This is a genomic window from Roseibium aggregatum (genome assembly GCF_017309185.1).
Classification (GTDB): domain Bacteria; phylum Pseudomonadota; class Alphaproteobacteria; order Rhizobiales; family Stappiaceae; genus Roseibium; species Roseibium aggregatum_B.
Genome location: NZ_JAEKJZ010000006.1, coordinates 152,664 through 167,276, shown reverse-complemented (window position 1 = coordinate 167,276; position 14,613 = coordinate 152,664). Strand labels below are relative to the sequence as shown.

Below are 14,613 nucleotides of genomic sequence, written 5' to 3'. Positions count from 1 at the left end.
CTGGGCTATTCCGGCCGGGCAGAAATATTTGAAAAGAGAAGCATCCGGCTCACAGGATCAACAAGACTGACCTTTTCTACCATGTCGAAGGTCCAAGAGTCAGAGGCTTCATTAACTTCTCTCTGAAAATCCTGACCTTTGTGGAAAACAGCCCGCGCACCTTGAGTGGTAAACGGTTCTGAAAGCCGGAAAAGCTGATCCAGGGAAGCCAGGGCCCGGGCCGAAACAGCATCAACCGGACCGTGGTTCCACCCTTTCGCAACCGATTCGATCCGGCCCGCGTGAACCGTTCCTTTCGAACCTGTTTCTCGGAGCGCGGTACGAAGAAAGGCGACCTTGCGCTGGTTGCTCTCGATCATGTGGACATGAGCGTCCGGCACATCCGCCAAAAGGATCGCGGTCACCACACCGGGAAATCCTCCGCCACTGCCGATATCGACCCAGGTTCTGGCATCCGGACAACTCCACTGGGTCTGCAGGCTGTCAGCCACATGCCGGATCCAGATATCGGGGATGGTCGACGGTGCGATCAGGTTCTGGGCCGGTTGCCACTTGAGAACCAGGTCCACATAGATCTGTAAACGGTCCAAAGTTTCACGTGAAACATCCCCAAACTTATGCACAACCTGTCCAGAGGCATTCAACACGACGGGGCGGTTCATCAGGCCGCCCCTCTCTGGCTCTGACGCTTGAGATACGACAGGATCAAGGTGAGCGCCGCAGGGGTCATGCCGTCGATCCGAGACGCCTGGCCAAGCGTTGCGGGACGGACATCAATCAGTTTCTGGCGGACTTCATTGGAGAGACCAACAATCGCTTCGTAGTCGAAACCATCGGGGATTTCCAAGGCTTCATCGCGCTTCAGCGCCTCGATATCCGCGGTCTGCCGCTCAAGATAAACCGCATAGAGCGCGTCTGTGGCAACCTGCTCGGCAATGGTTTTGTCCACCGTTTCAAGCTCAGGCCAGATCGCCGTCAAACCATCAAAGGTGACATTGGGATAAGCCAGAAGATCGAAGGCGGAGCGCCGGACCCCGTCTTGATTCACAGGCAGACCTTTTTTCTGGGCCTCTGAAGGGGTCACCGTGAGATTCCTCAAGAGATCCCGCGCCTCGGCGATCTTCACCATCTTCGCCTCGAACGCCTCTTGCCGGCGCCTCGACACACAGCCGACCTCTATACCGAGCGGCGTCAGACGCTGATCCGCATTGTCGGCTCGAAGGGACAATCTATACTCCGCGCGCGAGGTGAACATGCGATAGGGTTCAGTGATCCCACGCGTCACCAGATCGTCGATCATCACGCCGATATACCCTTGCGATCTGTCGACGACGAAACTCGGCTTGCCGGCCACACGCAAGGCCGCGTTGAGCCCGGCGACCAGCCCCTGCGCACCCGCCTCCTCATAGCCGGTCGTCCCATTGATCTGCCCGGCGAGATAAAGTCCCGGGCAGCGCCTGGCTTCCAGGGTCTGGCGCAATTCGCGCGGATCCACGTGATCATACTCGATGGCATAGCCCGGCTGCAGCACCTGGACGTCTTCAAGGCCCGGAATGGTCTGCAGGAAGGCGATCTGGGCGTCCTCCGGAAGAGAGGTCGAAATACCATTCGGATAGACCGTATGATCGTCGAGGCCCTCCGGCTCCAGGAAGATCTGGTGCCCGTCCCGGTCGCCGAAGCGGACGATCTTGTCCTCGATCGACGGACAGTAGCGCGGACCACGTCCCTTGATCTCGCCGGAATACATCGCCGAGCGGGACAGATTCTCACGGATGATCTTATGGGTCTCCGGCGTCGTCCGGGTGATGTGACACGGGATCTGCGGCGTAGCTATCTTTTCGGTCAGAGTGGAAAACGGGATAGGATCATCGTCGCCCGGCTGCACTTCCAGACGGTCCCAATGAATGGTCCGCCCATCGAGCCGCGCCGGCGTCCCCGTCTTGAGCCGGCCGAGTTCGAAACCGATTTCTTCCAGCGACTCCGACAGTCCCAATGCCGGTGCCTCCCCCGACCGTCCGGCCGGAATTTTCTTGTCACCAATATGGATCAGCCCGCGCAGGAACGTACCGCTGGTCAGAACGACCGCCTTGCAGAAAACCGTCCTCCCGTCCGCAAGCTCAAGACCTGAGACGGAACGAGCGTCACCCTCTCCCTCAAAGCGGATTTTATGCGCCTCGCCTTCGACAACACTCAAGCCCTCGATCGCAGCGATCTCCCGCTGCATCGCTTCCCGGTAAAGCTTGCGGTCGGCCTGGGTTCTCGGCCCGCGCACGGCAGGCCCCTTGCGGCGATTGAGCATGCGGAATTGGATACCGCCCTGGTCGGCGACACGGCCCATCAGACCATCGAGCGCATCGATCTCCCGAACGAGGTGCCCCTTGCCAAGGCCGCCGATCGCCGGATTACAGGACATCACGCCGATGGTCTCGAAACGGTGAGTCACGAGTGCCGTGTTGGCCCCGGCCCGTGCGGAGGCAGCCGCCGCCTCACAACCGGCATGCCCGCCGCCAATCACCACCACGTCGAAATCCAGATTCTGATCGCTCATAGTCTCTACCGTCCGCAAAGGCTCTCTGCATCCGCATGGGCCCTGGCACTGTTCCAATCAATTTTCGGGATCGCGCTCCGGCGTCTGCCGCCAGATTAACACAGGCCGGATTAACCGGCACCGATTTGGGAGGACTTATAAGCTCTAGCCTCCCTTAGGTCAAAGTGGAATTCGGCCGATAGCCGACAAGGAGAACCTCACGGATTCACGTGGAACACATACCGGATCCGATTCAAAGTCCTGACCCATCCCAAGGTCGGATTCACGTGAAACCGGTCACTTGCCGATACAGAAGTCCCGGAAGATCACGTCAAGCAGATCCTCGACATCGATCCGACCAGTGATCCGGCCGAGCGCATCTGCCGCCCGCCGGAGATCTTCCGCCCGTAACTCCGTCGGAAGATGTTCCGCTTCAACCGCGATCTTGAGCCCCTCAAGACACTCACCCAGATAATGACGGTGCCGCGCGCGGGTCGCCAGAGGTGCCTCACTAACGGAAATCGTTTCCTCTGCAAAACGGCTAAGACCCGAAATCAGTGGCGTAACACCATCGGATCGAGCGGTAGAGCAAGGGATTTCCTGCATCGTTCCGGAAGAGTCTTGTTCCGGAAGAGTCTCAAGATCGCTCTTGGTTCTGAGAACCCAGACCGGCACATTGGTCTTCAACTCGTCGGGTAAACCCGCATCGGGATCGTTCATCTCGACCCCACCGGGCTCCACCGCCCACAAGATCAGATCGGCGGCGCGGCCTCTCTCTTCGGCCCTTCGGATACCTTCTCGCTCCACCACACCCTCGGCGCGGCGCAGGCCAGCCGTATCGACCAGGGTCACCGGATAGCCACCCAGATCGAGATGCACCTCGATAACGTCCCGCGTGGTGCCGGCCTCTTCGGTGACGATTGCCACATCGCGCCCAGCAACCGCGTTCAACAGGCTCGACTTGCCTGCGTTCGGCGCTCCCATCAGGACCACCTGAAGTCCTGAGCGCAACCGCTCGCCGCTTCTGGACCGGTTCAAGTGATCGGTAATTTCCACCATCAACTGTGCGGCTTCCGACCAGACCTCATCGGCGACGCTGCCGGGAACATCCTCCTCGTCGGCAAAATCGAAATCCGCTTCGATCATCGCCCGCATGTGGATGAGACGCTTCCGCCAGTCTTCATAAAGATCACCGAGCGCGCCACCCATCTGGCGCAGCGCCTGTTTGCGCTGACTTTCGGTTTCCGCGGCAATGAGATCCGCAAGACCCTCGACCTCCGTCAGATCCATGCGGCCCTTCTCGAACGCCCTTCTTGTAAACTCTCCGGGTTCCGCAGGCCGGCAGGTATCGAATGACCCGAGCACCGACAAAAGCCCGGCGACAACCGCCCGTCCACCGTGACACTGAAATTCAGCGACATCTTCGCCGGTGAAGCTGGCAGGTCCCGGGAAATAAAGAACCAGCGCTTCATCCAGAATGTCGTTTGATTGCGGATGTCTGAGCCTTGAGACAATTGCCCTGCGCGGGTCCGGCAAGCGACCACACAGCGTCATCACGATCTCGGCCGTCATAGATCCGGACACCCTGACCACGGCGACACCGGACGGAACAGCTCCGCTGGAGAGTGCATAGATCGTGTCAGTCATCGAAGTCCTTCCGGAAGCCCGGCTTGTTTCAAGGCCGTCGTTATCGGTTCGAGGTGAGAGCGCTTCATATCAATCACCGGCCAAATCTCAAAGAGCACGACGATAGGAATAACGGACGATTTCATTTGGGTTTGTTGTTCCGCAGCCGAATCAAGATATCGCCTCCTCTTTCGAAATTGATCGAAAGCTCGCACCCTGTTTCACGTGAATCAGTCTGCGTGTGGGAAGGTCGACATCTCATCTGCGGAAATAGAATGTCGGACCTCGTGATCAATACTGCTCGATTTGACTGTCTGATTTGCCGGGCGATCGATCCGAACCCGAATCGACTTTGATGATTCACGTGAAACAGGTCCGCTGAAAGTCAAAACTCCTTTGGTCCCGTTCACAGGCACCCCTTCGGTAAGATGCAATTCACGTCGGGCATTGCGTTGTCCAGGTCGACCGCTTCAGACGATAAAGCACATGCGGCGCCACGGGATGATCGGCAGGCAGGCTCGGATGAAGAAAATCTCCGTCGTCATCCCGTGTCATCCCGATACGTGTCATGACTTTCCGAGAGGGCTCGTTCGCGGGAATCGTGAAAGCGACAATCTCCTCCAGGCCAACTGTTTCAAATCCGAATCGAAGCCATGCCTTTGCCGCCTCGCTCGCATAGCCCTTTCCCCAGGCCGACTGGTTCAGGCGCCATCCGATCTCGACGCAGGGATCGAACGGCAACGGTGCGTCGTAGCTTGGCCGGCTAAGACCGACGAAACCGAGAAACTCGCCCGTGTCCTTTGTCTCGACAGGCGCCAGTGAAAACCCGTCTCGCTTCTGTTTCTCGATACAGCGGGAAACCAGCAGGTCCGACTTTTCTCTGGAGAGGGGTTCCGGAAAGTAGCGCATAACGATCGGATCCGAACAGAGATCATGAAAGGGGTCCCGATCCCTGTCCTCCCACGCGCGCAAGATCAACCGGTTGGTTTCAAGAAAGATTTGTCCCGTCATCGGCTCGGCTCCGATTCGAAATTGGCGGATTCACGTGAAACAGTCTTAACAAAAAGTAAAGGCGCGGGCCTTTCGGAACCGCGCCTTCTGGAAATCGGACTTAAACCGATCAGGTGTTCATGCTGTCGAAGAAATCGTCGTTGGACTTTGTCTGCTTCAACTTGTCGAGCAGGAACTCGATCGCGTCGACGGTTCCCATCGGGTTGAGAATACGGCGCAGGACGAAGGTCTTCTTGAGACGTTCCCCCGGCACCAGCAATTCTTCTTTTCGAGTGCCGGACCGCTGGATATCGATGGCCGGATAAACACGCTTGTCGGAGATCTTCCGGTCGAGGATGATTTCGGAGTTACCCGTACCCTTGAATTCCTCGAAGATAACTTCATCCATGCGGCTTCCGGTATCGATCAGGGCGGTAGCGATAATCGTCAGCGATCCGCCCTCCTCGATATTCCGGGCAGCGCCGAAAAAGCGCTTGGGCCGCTGCAGGGCATTCGCGTCGACACCACCGGTCAGAACCTTGCCCGATGACGGCACCACGGTGTTGTAGGCGCGGCCGAGGCGCGTGATCGAATCGAGCAGAATGACAACATCGCGGCCGTGTTCGGTCAGGCGTTTGGCCTTCTCGATCACCATCTCCGCGACCTGGACGTGACGCGCCGCCGGTTCGTCGAAGGTCGATGAGACGACTTCGCCGTTCACCGTCCGCTGCATGTCGGTCACTTCTTCCGGACGCTCATCGATCAAGAGAACGATCAGATAGCATTCCGGATGATTGGTGGTGATCGATTTCGCGATGTTTTGAAGGAAGACAGTCTTACCGGTACGCGGCGGCGCCGTGATCAGGGCGCGCTGGCCTTTGCCGAGCGGCGCCGCGATATCGATGATCCGGGCGGACAGATCCTTGATGGTCGGATCCTCGATCTCCATCCGGAAGCGTTCATCCGGATAAAGCGGCGTCAGGTTATCGAAGTGAACCTTGTGCCGGGCCTTGTCCGGATCCTCGAAGTTGATTGTGTTGACTTTCAGAAGCGCAAAGTAGCGTTCGCCGTCCTTGGGGCTCCGGATCTGACCTTCGACCGTATCTCCTGTCCTCAGGGAGAAACGGCGAATCTGAGACGGAGAAACGTAGATGTCGTCAGGCCCGGGAAGGTAGTTCGCATCGGGAGACCGCAGAAAGCCGAAGCCGTCCTGCAGAACCTCCACGACGCCTTCGCCGATGATTTCGACATCCTGTGCCGCAAGGTTTTTCAGGATGGCGAACATAAGCTCCTGCTTACGCATGGTGCTGGCGTTTTCGACTTCCAGCTCTTCAGCGACTTGCAAGAGCTCTGTCGGTGTTTTTGCTTTTAGATCTTTGAGTTTCATTTCCCGCATCGAGTTGGGGTCTATCTTCTAAGTTGTTATGGATATTAGGTTTGGAAGGTCGGTTCTGCCCGAAGAAAGAAACAGGCAGAAGATATCTGAGCGACGAGTAGATGTGTCCAGATTGTACGGCGGTCGCGAAAGACTGAAACAATGAAACGCCGTTCGGAAGTGACGCGAAGATACGTCCTTTTGAAATGAATCGCAAGCCCGGAATTCCGCCGCTCAGCGGAGTACAACTAATTGCCGAGGACACAAAAAAGCGGCCGCAAATCACGGCCGCCTTTTTTAGAGTTTCCGTGTGAGGGTCTAAAACGGCTTTCCGATGACAAGAATTACAATCCCGATCATGAGCACCGTCGGAACTTCATTGAGAATCCGGTAAAAGCGCGCGGACTTTGTGTTTTCATCCCTGGCGAAGGTTTTCACGCAGCGGCTCAAATAGCCGTGAACTCCGGACATGATCAGAACCAGCAGAAACTTGGCGTGGAACCAGCCGTCGGTCCAGGCCTCCAGCATGTAAACCAGCCAGAGCCCGAATACCCAGGAAGACACCATGGCCGGGTTGATGATCGCCTTGAGAAGCCGGCGCTCCATCACCTTGAAGGTTTCCGACTGAACGGAGCCTGTTTCGGCGTCCACGTGATAGACGAACAGCCGCGGCAGGTAAAACATGCCCGCCATCCAGGCGATGATCGACATCACATGCAGGGATTTGACCCAAAGATAGAGATCCATCGTTTATCCCTTTTTCACGAGCTCGACCATGCGGGCAACGTTTTCAGGATCCGCGTCCGGCGTGACCCCGTGACCCAGATTGAAAACAAGAGGTCCCTTGTCGAAGGTCCGCAGAATGTGCTCGACACCTTCCTCCAAAGCCGCGCCGCCGGCAACCAGGCGCATCGGATCGAGATTGCCCTGGATCGGCACGCGCTTCTGGATTTCGAGCGCCAGAGAATCCGGTGCGGTCCAGTCGAAACCGATCGCATCGACACCGGTGCCCTCGATATAGGACATGGCGCGTGCGGATGAGGCTTTCGGAAACCCGATGATCTTTGCATCCGGACGTTCCGCTTTCACGCCCGTAACGATCCTTTTGGTCGGCTCCACGCACCAGCGCTTGAAACCGGCCTCATCGAGAACGCCCGCCCAGGTATCGAAGATCTGAACCGCATCCGCGCCGGCGTCGAGCTGACGGATGAGGTACCGGACGGAGGCGGTCACGAGCTCATCGATAAACCGCTGCATCAGGTCGGGGTCGCGGTAGGCACCCACCCGTGCCGCCACCTGGTCCTGTGTCGTGTGACCCGCAACGGAGTAACAGGCAACCGTCCAGGGAGCCCCGCAGAAGCCCAGCAGGGTCGTTTCCGCTGGCAGTTCCGCTCTCAGGCGGGAAACCGTTTCTATGACCGGTTTGAGATGATCCTCGGCCTGTTCCTGTTCGAGACGATCGATCAGATCCCGGGAAAGAGGTTCGAGAACCGGTCCACGTCCTTCTTCAAAACGAACCGGGTAACCGATTGCGTCTGGCACGACGAAGATGTCCGAAAACAGAATGCTTGCATCAAAACCATACCGGCGGATCGGCTGGAGTGTGACCTCTGTTGCAAGATCAGGAGAATAGCAGAACTCGAGAAAGTTTTTGGCCTTGGCTCTGACCTGCCGATATTCGGGGAGGTAGCGTCCGGCCTGGCGCATCATCCAGATGGGAGGTGGCCAGATCTTTTCTCCGGAGAGAACCCTCATCACGGCTCTGTCTTGCGATTTCATGAGATAGCGCCTTTCCCTCATTCCAAACCAAATAAGATTCTTTATTTGAATCTGTTTCTTTTATTTGAGCGTGGATTACCGGGATCATTTTCTGTCCACAATCCATCTCATCCAATTTCCTTCATGGAAAAATCGGCATGCTTGTTGAGCCGAATCTCTCCCCAGGAGTCGATAACAGAAATAGTTCCAGAATTACAATTGCTTGAGACCGTGTTTACCTTCCGTTAAGAATTTGGGCATTCGTGGATAGCCTGTCGATATGTCACAGCGCTTTTGTGAATCCACACCAATGCACAATCGTTTCTGTTCCGGTATCCACGCGTTAACGCATTGTTAATAAATTCGGCGGAGCGGGCATAAAGTCTGCGCCTCATGTCCCGGAACGGCTAAGGTACCCAAAACATCAACAGGCCTGGGGACGATAGCGTGAATAAGTCGAGACACTACTTTCATCTGCACCTGGTGTCCGACTCTACGGGTGAAACGCTGATGACCGTCGCCAGGGCGGCGACCGTCCAGTATGAGAACGTCCAGGAAATCGAGCATGTTTACCCGCTCGTGCGGTCCCAAAAGCAGCTTGACCGGGTCATCAGCGAAATCGAGAAGGCGCCCGGGATTGTTCTCTACACCCTGGTTGATGACGAGATTGCGAAAAGGCTGGAACAGAAATGCCGCGAACTCGGCGTTCCCTTCGTGAACATCCTCGATCCGGTCTTCGCGGTCTTCCAGTCTTATCTGAATGTGACCCAGACGCACCGGATCGGTGGCCAGCATGAACTCGACGCCGAGTATTTCAAGCGGATGGAAGCGCTCAACTACACCATGATTCATGATGACGGCCAGATCTGGGACGATCTGGAATCCGCCGATATCGTGCTGATCGGAATCTCGAGGACATCCAAGACACCGACCTGTATTTATCTCGCCAACCGGGGCATCAAGGCGGCAAATGTCCCGCTGGTCCCGAACATTGCCCTGCCCGACTCGGTGAAGAAGCTGAAGACCCCGATGGTCGTCGGGCTGATTGCTTCGGTGGAACGTATTCAGCAGATACGGCGCAACCGGGTCCTGTCCCTCAATTCCGGCGCATATAACGATACCTACGTGGACCGCAAGGAAATCTCCCAGGAAATCAACATGACCAGAAGGCTTTGCACGGAACAGGGCTGGCCGTTGATCGATGTGACCCGCCGGTCGGTCGAGGAAACCGCCGCGGAAATTCTGACCCTTTTCAAGGATCATAAAAACCGCCAGAAAGAAGGCCATCAGGACTAGCAGTCCATAAATCGATCGGGAGAAAATCGTGACACTTGTGTTGGCAAGCGGGAGCCGGATCCGCGCGCAGCTTCTGAACAACGCCGGGCTGGCGGTCGATATCGATCCCGCGGATATCGATGAGCGCGCGGTCGAGGCGCCGCTTCTGGAAGCCGGATTTCCACCGGAGGACCTTGCCGGGGTTCTCGCCGAGGCCAAGTCCCACGATGTCAGCGCACGGCGTTCCGATGATCTGGTGATCGGAGCCGACCAGATCCTGGCGTTCGAAGGTGAACGCCGGACCAAGCCGGACGATATGGAAGCCGCCCGCCGGCAATTGCTGGCCTTCTCGGGAAAAACCCATGAACTTCATTCCGCCGTGGCGATTTCCAGGAATGGCGAGACCTTGTGGCGGCATGTTTCCACCGCGCGTTTGACCATGCGCGACCTGACGCCGCAATTCATCGGTCATTATCTCGCCGCCGCGGGTGATGCCGTTCTCTCCAGTGTCGGCGCTTATCAGCTCGAAAGCCTCGGCGTTCAGTTGTTCGACAAGATTGAAGGCGACTATTTCACCATCCTCGGTCTGCCCATGCTGCCGCTCCTGGCGGAGCTCAGAGCCCTTGAAATTATCGAAACATGACTGATTCCAAAAAGAAATCCGCGATTACCGGATACCCGGTAGCGCATTCCCGCTCCCCCCTCGTTCACGGTTACTGGCTGAAAAAACACAGGCTGGAGGGTGAGTACGGTCGCGTGGAGGTTTCGCCGGAAGACGCCGACGCCTTTTACCGGACCTTTTCCGGTTCAGGCCTGACCGGCGCCAACGTCACCGTCCCGCACAAGGAAGTTGCCGCCGGGGCCTGCGACTGGCTGGACGACGCGGCCCGGGCAATGGGAGCGGTTAATACGCTTTGGCTCGATGAAGACGGCAAGCTGTGCGGCGGCAACACGGATGGCCTGGGGTTTCTGGGTAATCTGGATCAGTTGGCGCCCGGCTGGGACGTTTCACGTGAATCGGCTGTCGTTCTTGGGGCCGGCGGTGCGGCCCGAGCGGTGGTCTGGGCACTTTTGTCCCGGAAATTCACAACGGTGCATATTGTGAACCGGACTTTTGAAAATGCCAGGAAAATAGCTGATGAATTTGGACCCAAAACGATTCCCCATTCATGGGACAAGCTGGGGACATTGCTCGGAAAAACGGACCTCCTGATCAACACGACATCCCTGGGCATGAGCGGAAAACCGCCTCTGGAAATCGATCTGACGCTCCTGCCGAAGTCGGCTCTGGTGACCGACATCGTCTATGTGCCGCTGGAAACCGGCCTGTTGAAACAGGCAGCGGCACGAGGAAACCGGACCGTGGACGGACTGGGCATGCTTTTGCATCAGGCCGTTCCGGGCTTCGAACGCTGGTTCGGTGTCCGTCCGGAAGTCGATGACGCGTTGCGGGCTCTTGTTCTCAAGGACCTGGAGGAGACCGAGTGATCAGGATCGGTCTGACCGGGTCCATCGGCATGGGCAAGTCGACGACGGCGAAGATGTTTGCCGCCGAGGGCGTGCCGGTGCACGACGCGGATGCGGCCGTACATGCGCTCTACGCCGGCCGCGCGGCGCTCCCGATCGAAGCCGCCTTTCCCGGCACCGTTGTTGACGGCAAGGTCGACAGGTCCCTGCTTTCGCCCAAGGTGCTCGGCAATCCGGAGGCCATGAAGAGGCTCGAGGCGATTGTTCATCCCCTGGTGCGGGAGGAAGAAGCCGCCTTTCTGAAAAAGGCCGGGACTGCGGGCCGGCGGATCGTCATGATGGATATCCCGCTGTTGTTCGAGACGGCGGGAAACCTGAGGGTCGATGTTTCGGTGGTGGTGACCGCGGACGCGGACATCCAGCGAAAACGGGTTCTCGCCCGTCCGGACATGAGCGAAGAGCGGTTTCAGGCAATCCTGCAAAAGCAGATGCCGGACGAGGAAAAACGGCGGCGGGCGCATTTCCTGATCGATACCGGGCTTGGCATGGCATCCGCCAGACGGTCGGTGAAGGCGATCCTGAAGGCTCTGGCGGCCCGCGGCTAATCGCTCAGCCTCGCGAGCACGCGCGAAACGGAGACGTCCTCTGTTTCCCTAAATCCGCAGAACTCCGGGGAAAACCTGCCTCTCCCCTTGCCTCTGACACCTCGGACCGTTCAGTCTTGCCTCAAACACAAGGATAGAGAATGCGCGAAATATCCTTCGATACGGAAACCACGGGTCTGAATCCCCGGGGTGGGGACAGGCTGGTGGAAATCGGTGGAGTGGAGCTGATCAATCACGTTCCGACCGGCAAGTCCTATCATGTTTATATCAATCCGCAGCGTGACATGCCGGAGGAAGCCTTCCGGGTGCACGGTCTGTCGGCGGAGTTCCTGTCCGACAAACCGCTCTTCGCTCATGTCGCGGATGAATTTCTGGACTTTGTCGGCGACGCCACACTTGTGATCCACAACGCCGCCTTCGATATGGGCTTCATCAATTTCGAGCTGGAGCAGGTCGGCCGGAGAACGATCCCGAACAGCCAGGTGATCGATACGCTGGAAATCGCACGGCGCAAGCATCCGACAGGACCGAATTCCCTCGACGCCCTGTGCTCGCGCTATGGCATAGACAACTCCAAGCGTGTCAAGCACGGTGCCTTGCTCGATGCCGAGATCCTGGCGGAAGTCTATCTGGAACTGATCGGTGGCCGCCAGACGGCGCTCGGTCTGATCATGGAGGAAGAGACCTCAGCCTCCATCGGTATGGCAGCCGAGCCGGGAGAGCTGGGCACATTCAATGCGAAACGCCGCCCGGTCGCCCTCTCGCCCCTATTGGCCGAAAGCGAATTCGAAGCGCACAAGGCGTTTGTTGAAGGCATGGGCGAGACTTCGGTCTGGCGCAAATACGGCGGTTGAGCAAGCTTGCGGCTATGGCAGAAGCCAGCGGACCGTGTTGAAATGTTGTTCGGAATAGCTGCTGCCGAAGCTCCACGCCATGGTCTGCCCGACCGTCCAGAGCCTGGCCCGCTCCCGGTCCACACCCAGTTCTTCCGACAACCTGTCCAGCCGGTAGAGTGCTGCCTCCCTGGAGGCGCCGAATTCGAAACTGCGCACGATCGGGCTCAGGGAGAAGGCGGGATCGCCGGCAAGCGGCTTCGGATCGATGACAAGCCAAGGTTCGCGTTCAGCGGACAGGACATTGTGCCCGTGAAGATCCTGATGCAGCAGCACCTGACCGTGATCTTCTGACGACAGCGCCCTCAGCGCGGATTGAGCGGCTTCCACAAGACGTTTTTCACACGGTTGTCCCGCCTGCCGCCAGGTCTCTCCCATCGTTGTCGCCCAGCGGACAGCCTCTTCTGAAAGAGAATTGAACGGGGCGTCGGCCGGGATCAGGAGACGGCGCAGAAGACCGCCCAGGATGTTGATCGCATCCGCGTCTGAAGCATCAGCCAGGAAGGTTCCCGGATGGCAGCGCTCCAGCAGAAGCGCGCCGAGATCGGGTGCATGGGCCAACAGACGACTGGCGCCGTTTCCGTTCCAGTGCGCAAGTGCATCGGCTTCATGACGCGATTCCCGGTCGGTGAACTGAAGCTTCAGAACGGCAGGGAGGCCGTTCCGGGTGACAGGCAGGACATAGGAAACGTTTCCGCCGGAAAAGGCCGGACCGTCCGGAACGGCCTTGAAACGGTCGCAGGCATCGGTAACGAGATGAGGCAGCCTGGAAAGCCAGGCTTTTCCGTCCGGCCGCTGCGCGAGCCAGGACAGGCTCGCGGGAACTTCGCAGGAAGGACGTCCGGGCATGTCTCCCGGAGCCCGTTACAGCATGGACGGCAGGACGCGGTCCGGCGGACGGTGACCGTCCATGAAGGTCTTGATGTTGATGATCACCTTCTCGCCCATCTCCACGCGCCCTTCGATGGTTGCCGAACCCATATGCGGCAGAAGCACCACGTTTTCCAGGTTGACCAGCTTCGGGTTGACGGCCGGTTCGTGTTCGAAGACGTCGAGACCGGCTCCGGCCAGTTCCCCGGCTTCCAGCATGCGGATGAGCGCGTTTTCGTCGATGACTTCGCCACGAGCGGTGTTGACCACGTAGGCGTCTTTCTTCATGAGCTTCAGGCGGCGGGCCGACAGGAGATGGAATGTGCCCGGCGTGTGCGGACAGTGGATCGAAACCACGTCCATGCGGGCCAGCATCTGGTCCAGGCTCTCCCAATAGGTCGCTTCCAGCTCTTCCTCGATGGTCTCGGGAAGACGGCGGCGGTTGTGATAATGGATCGACATCCCGAATGCTTTGGCGCGGCGGGCAACGGCCTGGCCGATGCGGCCCATCCCGATGACCCCGAGACGCTTGCCCCAGATCCGGTGGCCGAGCATCCATGTGGGCGACCAGCCGGCCCAGTCTCCCGTTTCGATCGCCTTGATGCCCGTGGCGAGGCGGCGGGGCACGGCCAGGATCAGCGCCATGGTCATGTCCGCGGTATCCTCGGTCAGGACACCCGGGGTGTTGGTGACGTTTATGCCGCGATTGTTGGCCGTCACCACGTCGATATTGTCGACGCCGTTGCCGAAATTGGCGATCAGCTTGAGATTTTCACCGGCCTGGGAAAGAACCGAGGAATCGATTCGGTCGGTCACGGTCGGGACGAGCACATCGGCGGTTTTGACCGCTTCCACGAGCTCGGCTTGGCTCAATGGCCTGTCACTTTCGTTCAAGCGCGTCTCGAACAGTTCGCGCATTCGAGTCTCGACAACATCCGGAAGCTTCCGGGTCACTACAACGACAGGCTTTTTTTTCGCCATCCCAACTGCCTTTCGCGCTTCCTTGAGGATTTGTTAACCTCATCGGCTCCACCTTCTCCCGGCGCGCTGCGCGAGCGGAAGAGACCTTTCCCTTTCCTTACCAGATGGTCCGTCAGAAACAAGGGATCGGTGTCAATCGCGACGCTATGCCAGCCGTTAAAATTAGCCATGCTGGTCTTCGCGCTGGATTTTCGCTACAGAATTGCCACAAGCTGACGATCAATAACAATTGGACTACCGGACAAT

The 14,613-nt window shown here is 58.2% G+C and carries 14 protein-coding genes; 5 read left to right on the top strand and 9 right to left on the bottom strand.

The window, feature by feature from the left end; all coding sequences use genetic code 11:
- Positions 1–5: 5 nt before the first annotated feature.
- The 7 genes from rsmG to hemE form a co-directional block, all read right to left on the bottom strand.
- Positions 6–662, bottom strand: coding sequence for a 16S rRNA (guanine(527)-N(7))-methyltransferase RsmG (rsmG, locus tag JF539_RS22640; RefSeq protein WP_207143025.1), 657 nt, complete (start codon positions 660–662; stop codon positions 6–8).
- Entirely contained in the window at positions 662–2,548 is a 1,887-nt protein-coding gene (gene mnmG, locus JF539_RS22635) for a tRNA uridine-5-carboxymethylaminomethyl(34) synthesis enzyme MnmG (protein ID WP_207143024.1), read from the bottom strand. Before mnmG ends, rsmG begins: the two co-directional genes overlap by 1 nt.
- Before the next feature lie 276 nt (positions 2,549–2,824).
- Positions 2,825–4,174 (bottom strand): tRNA uridine-5-carboxymethylaminomethyl(34) synthesis GTPase MnmE, encoded by a 1,350-nt coding sequence (mnmE, locus tag JF539_RS22630; protein WP_207143023.1) that lies wholly within the window; start codon positions 4,172–4,174, stop codon positions 2,825–2,827.
- A gap of 414 nt (positions 4,175–4,588) precedes the next feature.
- On the bottom strand, positions 4,589–5,164 hold the full coding sequence (locus tag JF539_RS22625) for a GNAT family N-acetyltransferase (RefSeq protein WP_207143022.1): 576 nt from the start codon (positions 5,162–5,164) through the stop codon (positions 4,589–4,591).
- Between the two features lie 109 nt (positions 5,165–5,273).
- Entirely contained in the window at positions 5,274–6,539 is a 1,266-nt protein-coding gene (gene rho, locus JF539_RS22620) for a transcription termination factor Rho (protein ID WP_207143021.1), read from the bottom strand.
- Positions 6,540–6,836: 297 nt separating this feature from the next.
- The gene (gene hemJ / locus JF539_RS22615; protein WP_207143020.1) at positions 6,837–7,265 is read right to left on the bottom strand and encodes a protoporphyrinogen oxidase HemJ; all 429 of its coding nucleotides are present in this window, start codon (positions 7,263–7,265) and stop codon (positions 6,837–6,839) included.
- 3 nt (positions 7,266–7,268) lie between these two features.
- Positions 7,269–8,297 carry a uroporphyrinogen decarboxylase gene (hemE, locus tag JF539_RS22610; RefSeq protein ID WP_209017514.1) on the bottom strand — a complete coding sequence of 343 codons (1,029 nt, stop codon included), beginning with the start codon at positions 8,295–8,297 and terminating at the stop codon, positions 7,269–7,271.
- Positions 8,298–8,723: 426 nt separating this feature from the next.
- Between hemE and JF539_RS22605 the strand changes: the two genes are divergently transcribed.
- From JF539_RS22605 to dnaQ, 5 genes are all read left to right on the top strand, one after another.
- Positions 8,724–9,572, top strand: a complete 849-nt coding sequence (locus JF539_RS22605) for a pyruvate, water dikinase regulatory protein (protein ID WP_328809295.1) — start codon at positions 8,724–8,726, stop codon at positions 9,570–9,572.
- A gap of 28 nt (positions 9,573–9,600) precedes the next feature.
- Positions 9,601–10,194 carry a Maf-like protein gene (locus JF539_RS22600; protein ID WP_207143019.1) on the top strand — a complete coding sequence of 198 codons (594 nt, stop codon included), beginning with the start codon at positions 9,601–9,603 and terminating at the stop codon, positions 10,192–10,194.
- Entirely contained in the window at positions 10,191–11,039 is an 849-nt protein-coding gene (locus tag JF539_RS22595) for a shikimate dehydrogenase (protein WP_207143018.1), read from the top strand. Before JF539_RS22600 ends, JF539_RS22595 begins: the two co-directional genes overlap by 4 nt.
- Complete coding sequence (gene coaE / locus JF539_RS22590; RefSeq protein ID WP_207143017.1) at positions 11,036–11,623, top strand: dephospho-CoA kinase; 588 nt, start codon at positions 11,036–11,038, stop codon at positions 11,621–11,623. Before JF539_RS22595 ends, coaE begins: the two co-directional genes overlap by 4 nt.
- A gap of 140 nt (positions 11,624–11,763) precedes the next feature.
- Positions 11,764–12,477 carry a DNA polymerase III subunit epsilon gene (gene dnaQ / locus JF539_RS22585; RefSeq protein ID WP_207143016.1) on the top strand — a complete coding sequence of 238 codons (714 nt, stop codon included), beginning with the start codon at positions 11,764–11,766 and terminating at the stop codon, positions 12,475–12,477.
- 12 nt (positions 12,478–12,489) lie between these two features.
- On the opposite strand, the gene JF539_RS22580 is transcribed toward dnaQ, so the two are convergent.
- Complete coding sequence (locus tag JF539_RS22580; protein WP_207143015.1) at positions 12,490–13,365, bottom strand: aminoglycoside phosphotransferase family protein; 876 nt, start codon at positions 13,363–13,365, stop codon at positions 12,490–12,492.
- A gap of 15 nt (positions 13,366–13,380) precedes the next feature.
- Positions 13,381–14,367: a 2-hydroxyacid dehydrogenase gene (locus tag JF539_RS22575; protein WP_207143014.1), complete on the bottom strand. Its 987-nt coding sequence runs from the start codon at positions 14,365–14,367 to the stop codon at positions 13,381–13,383.
- Positions 14,368–14,613 lie beyond the last annotated feature (246 nt).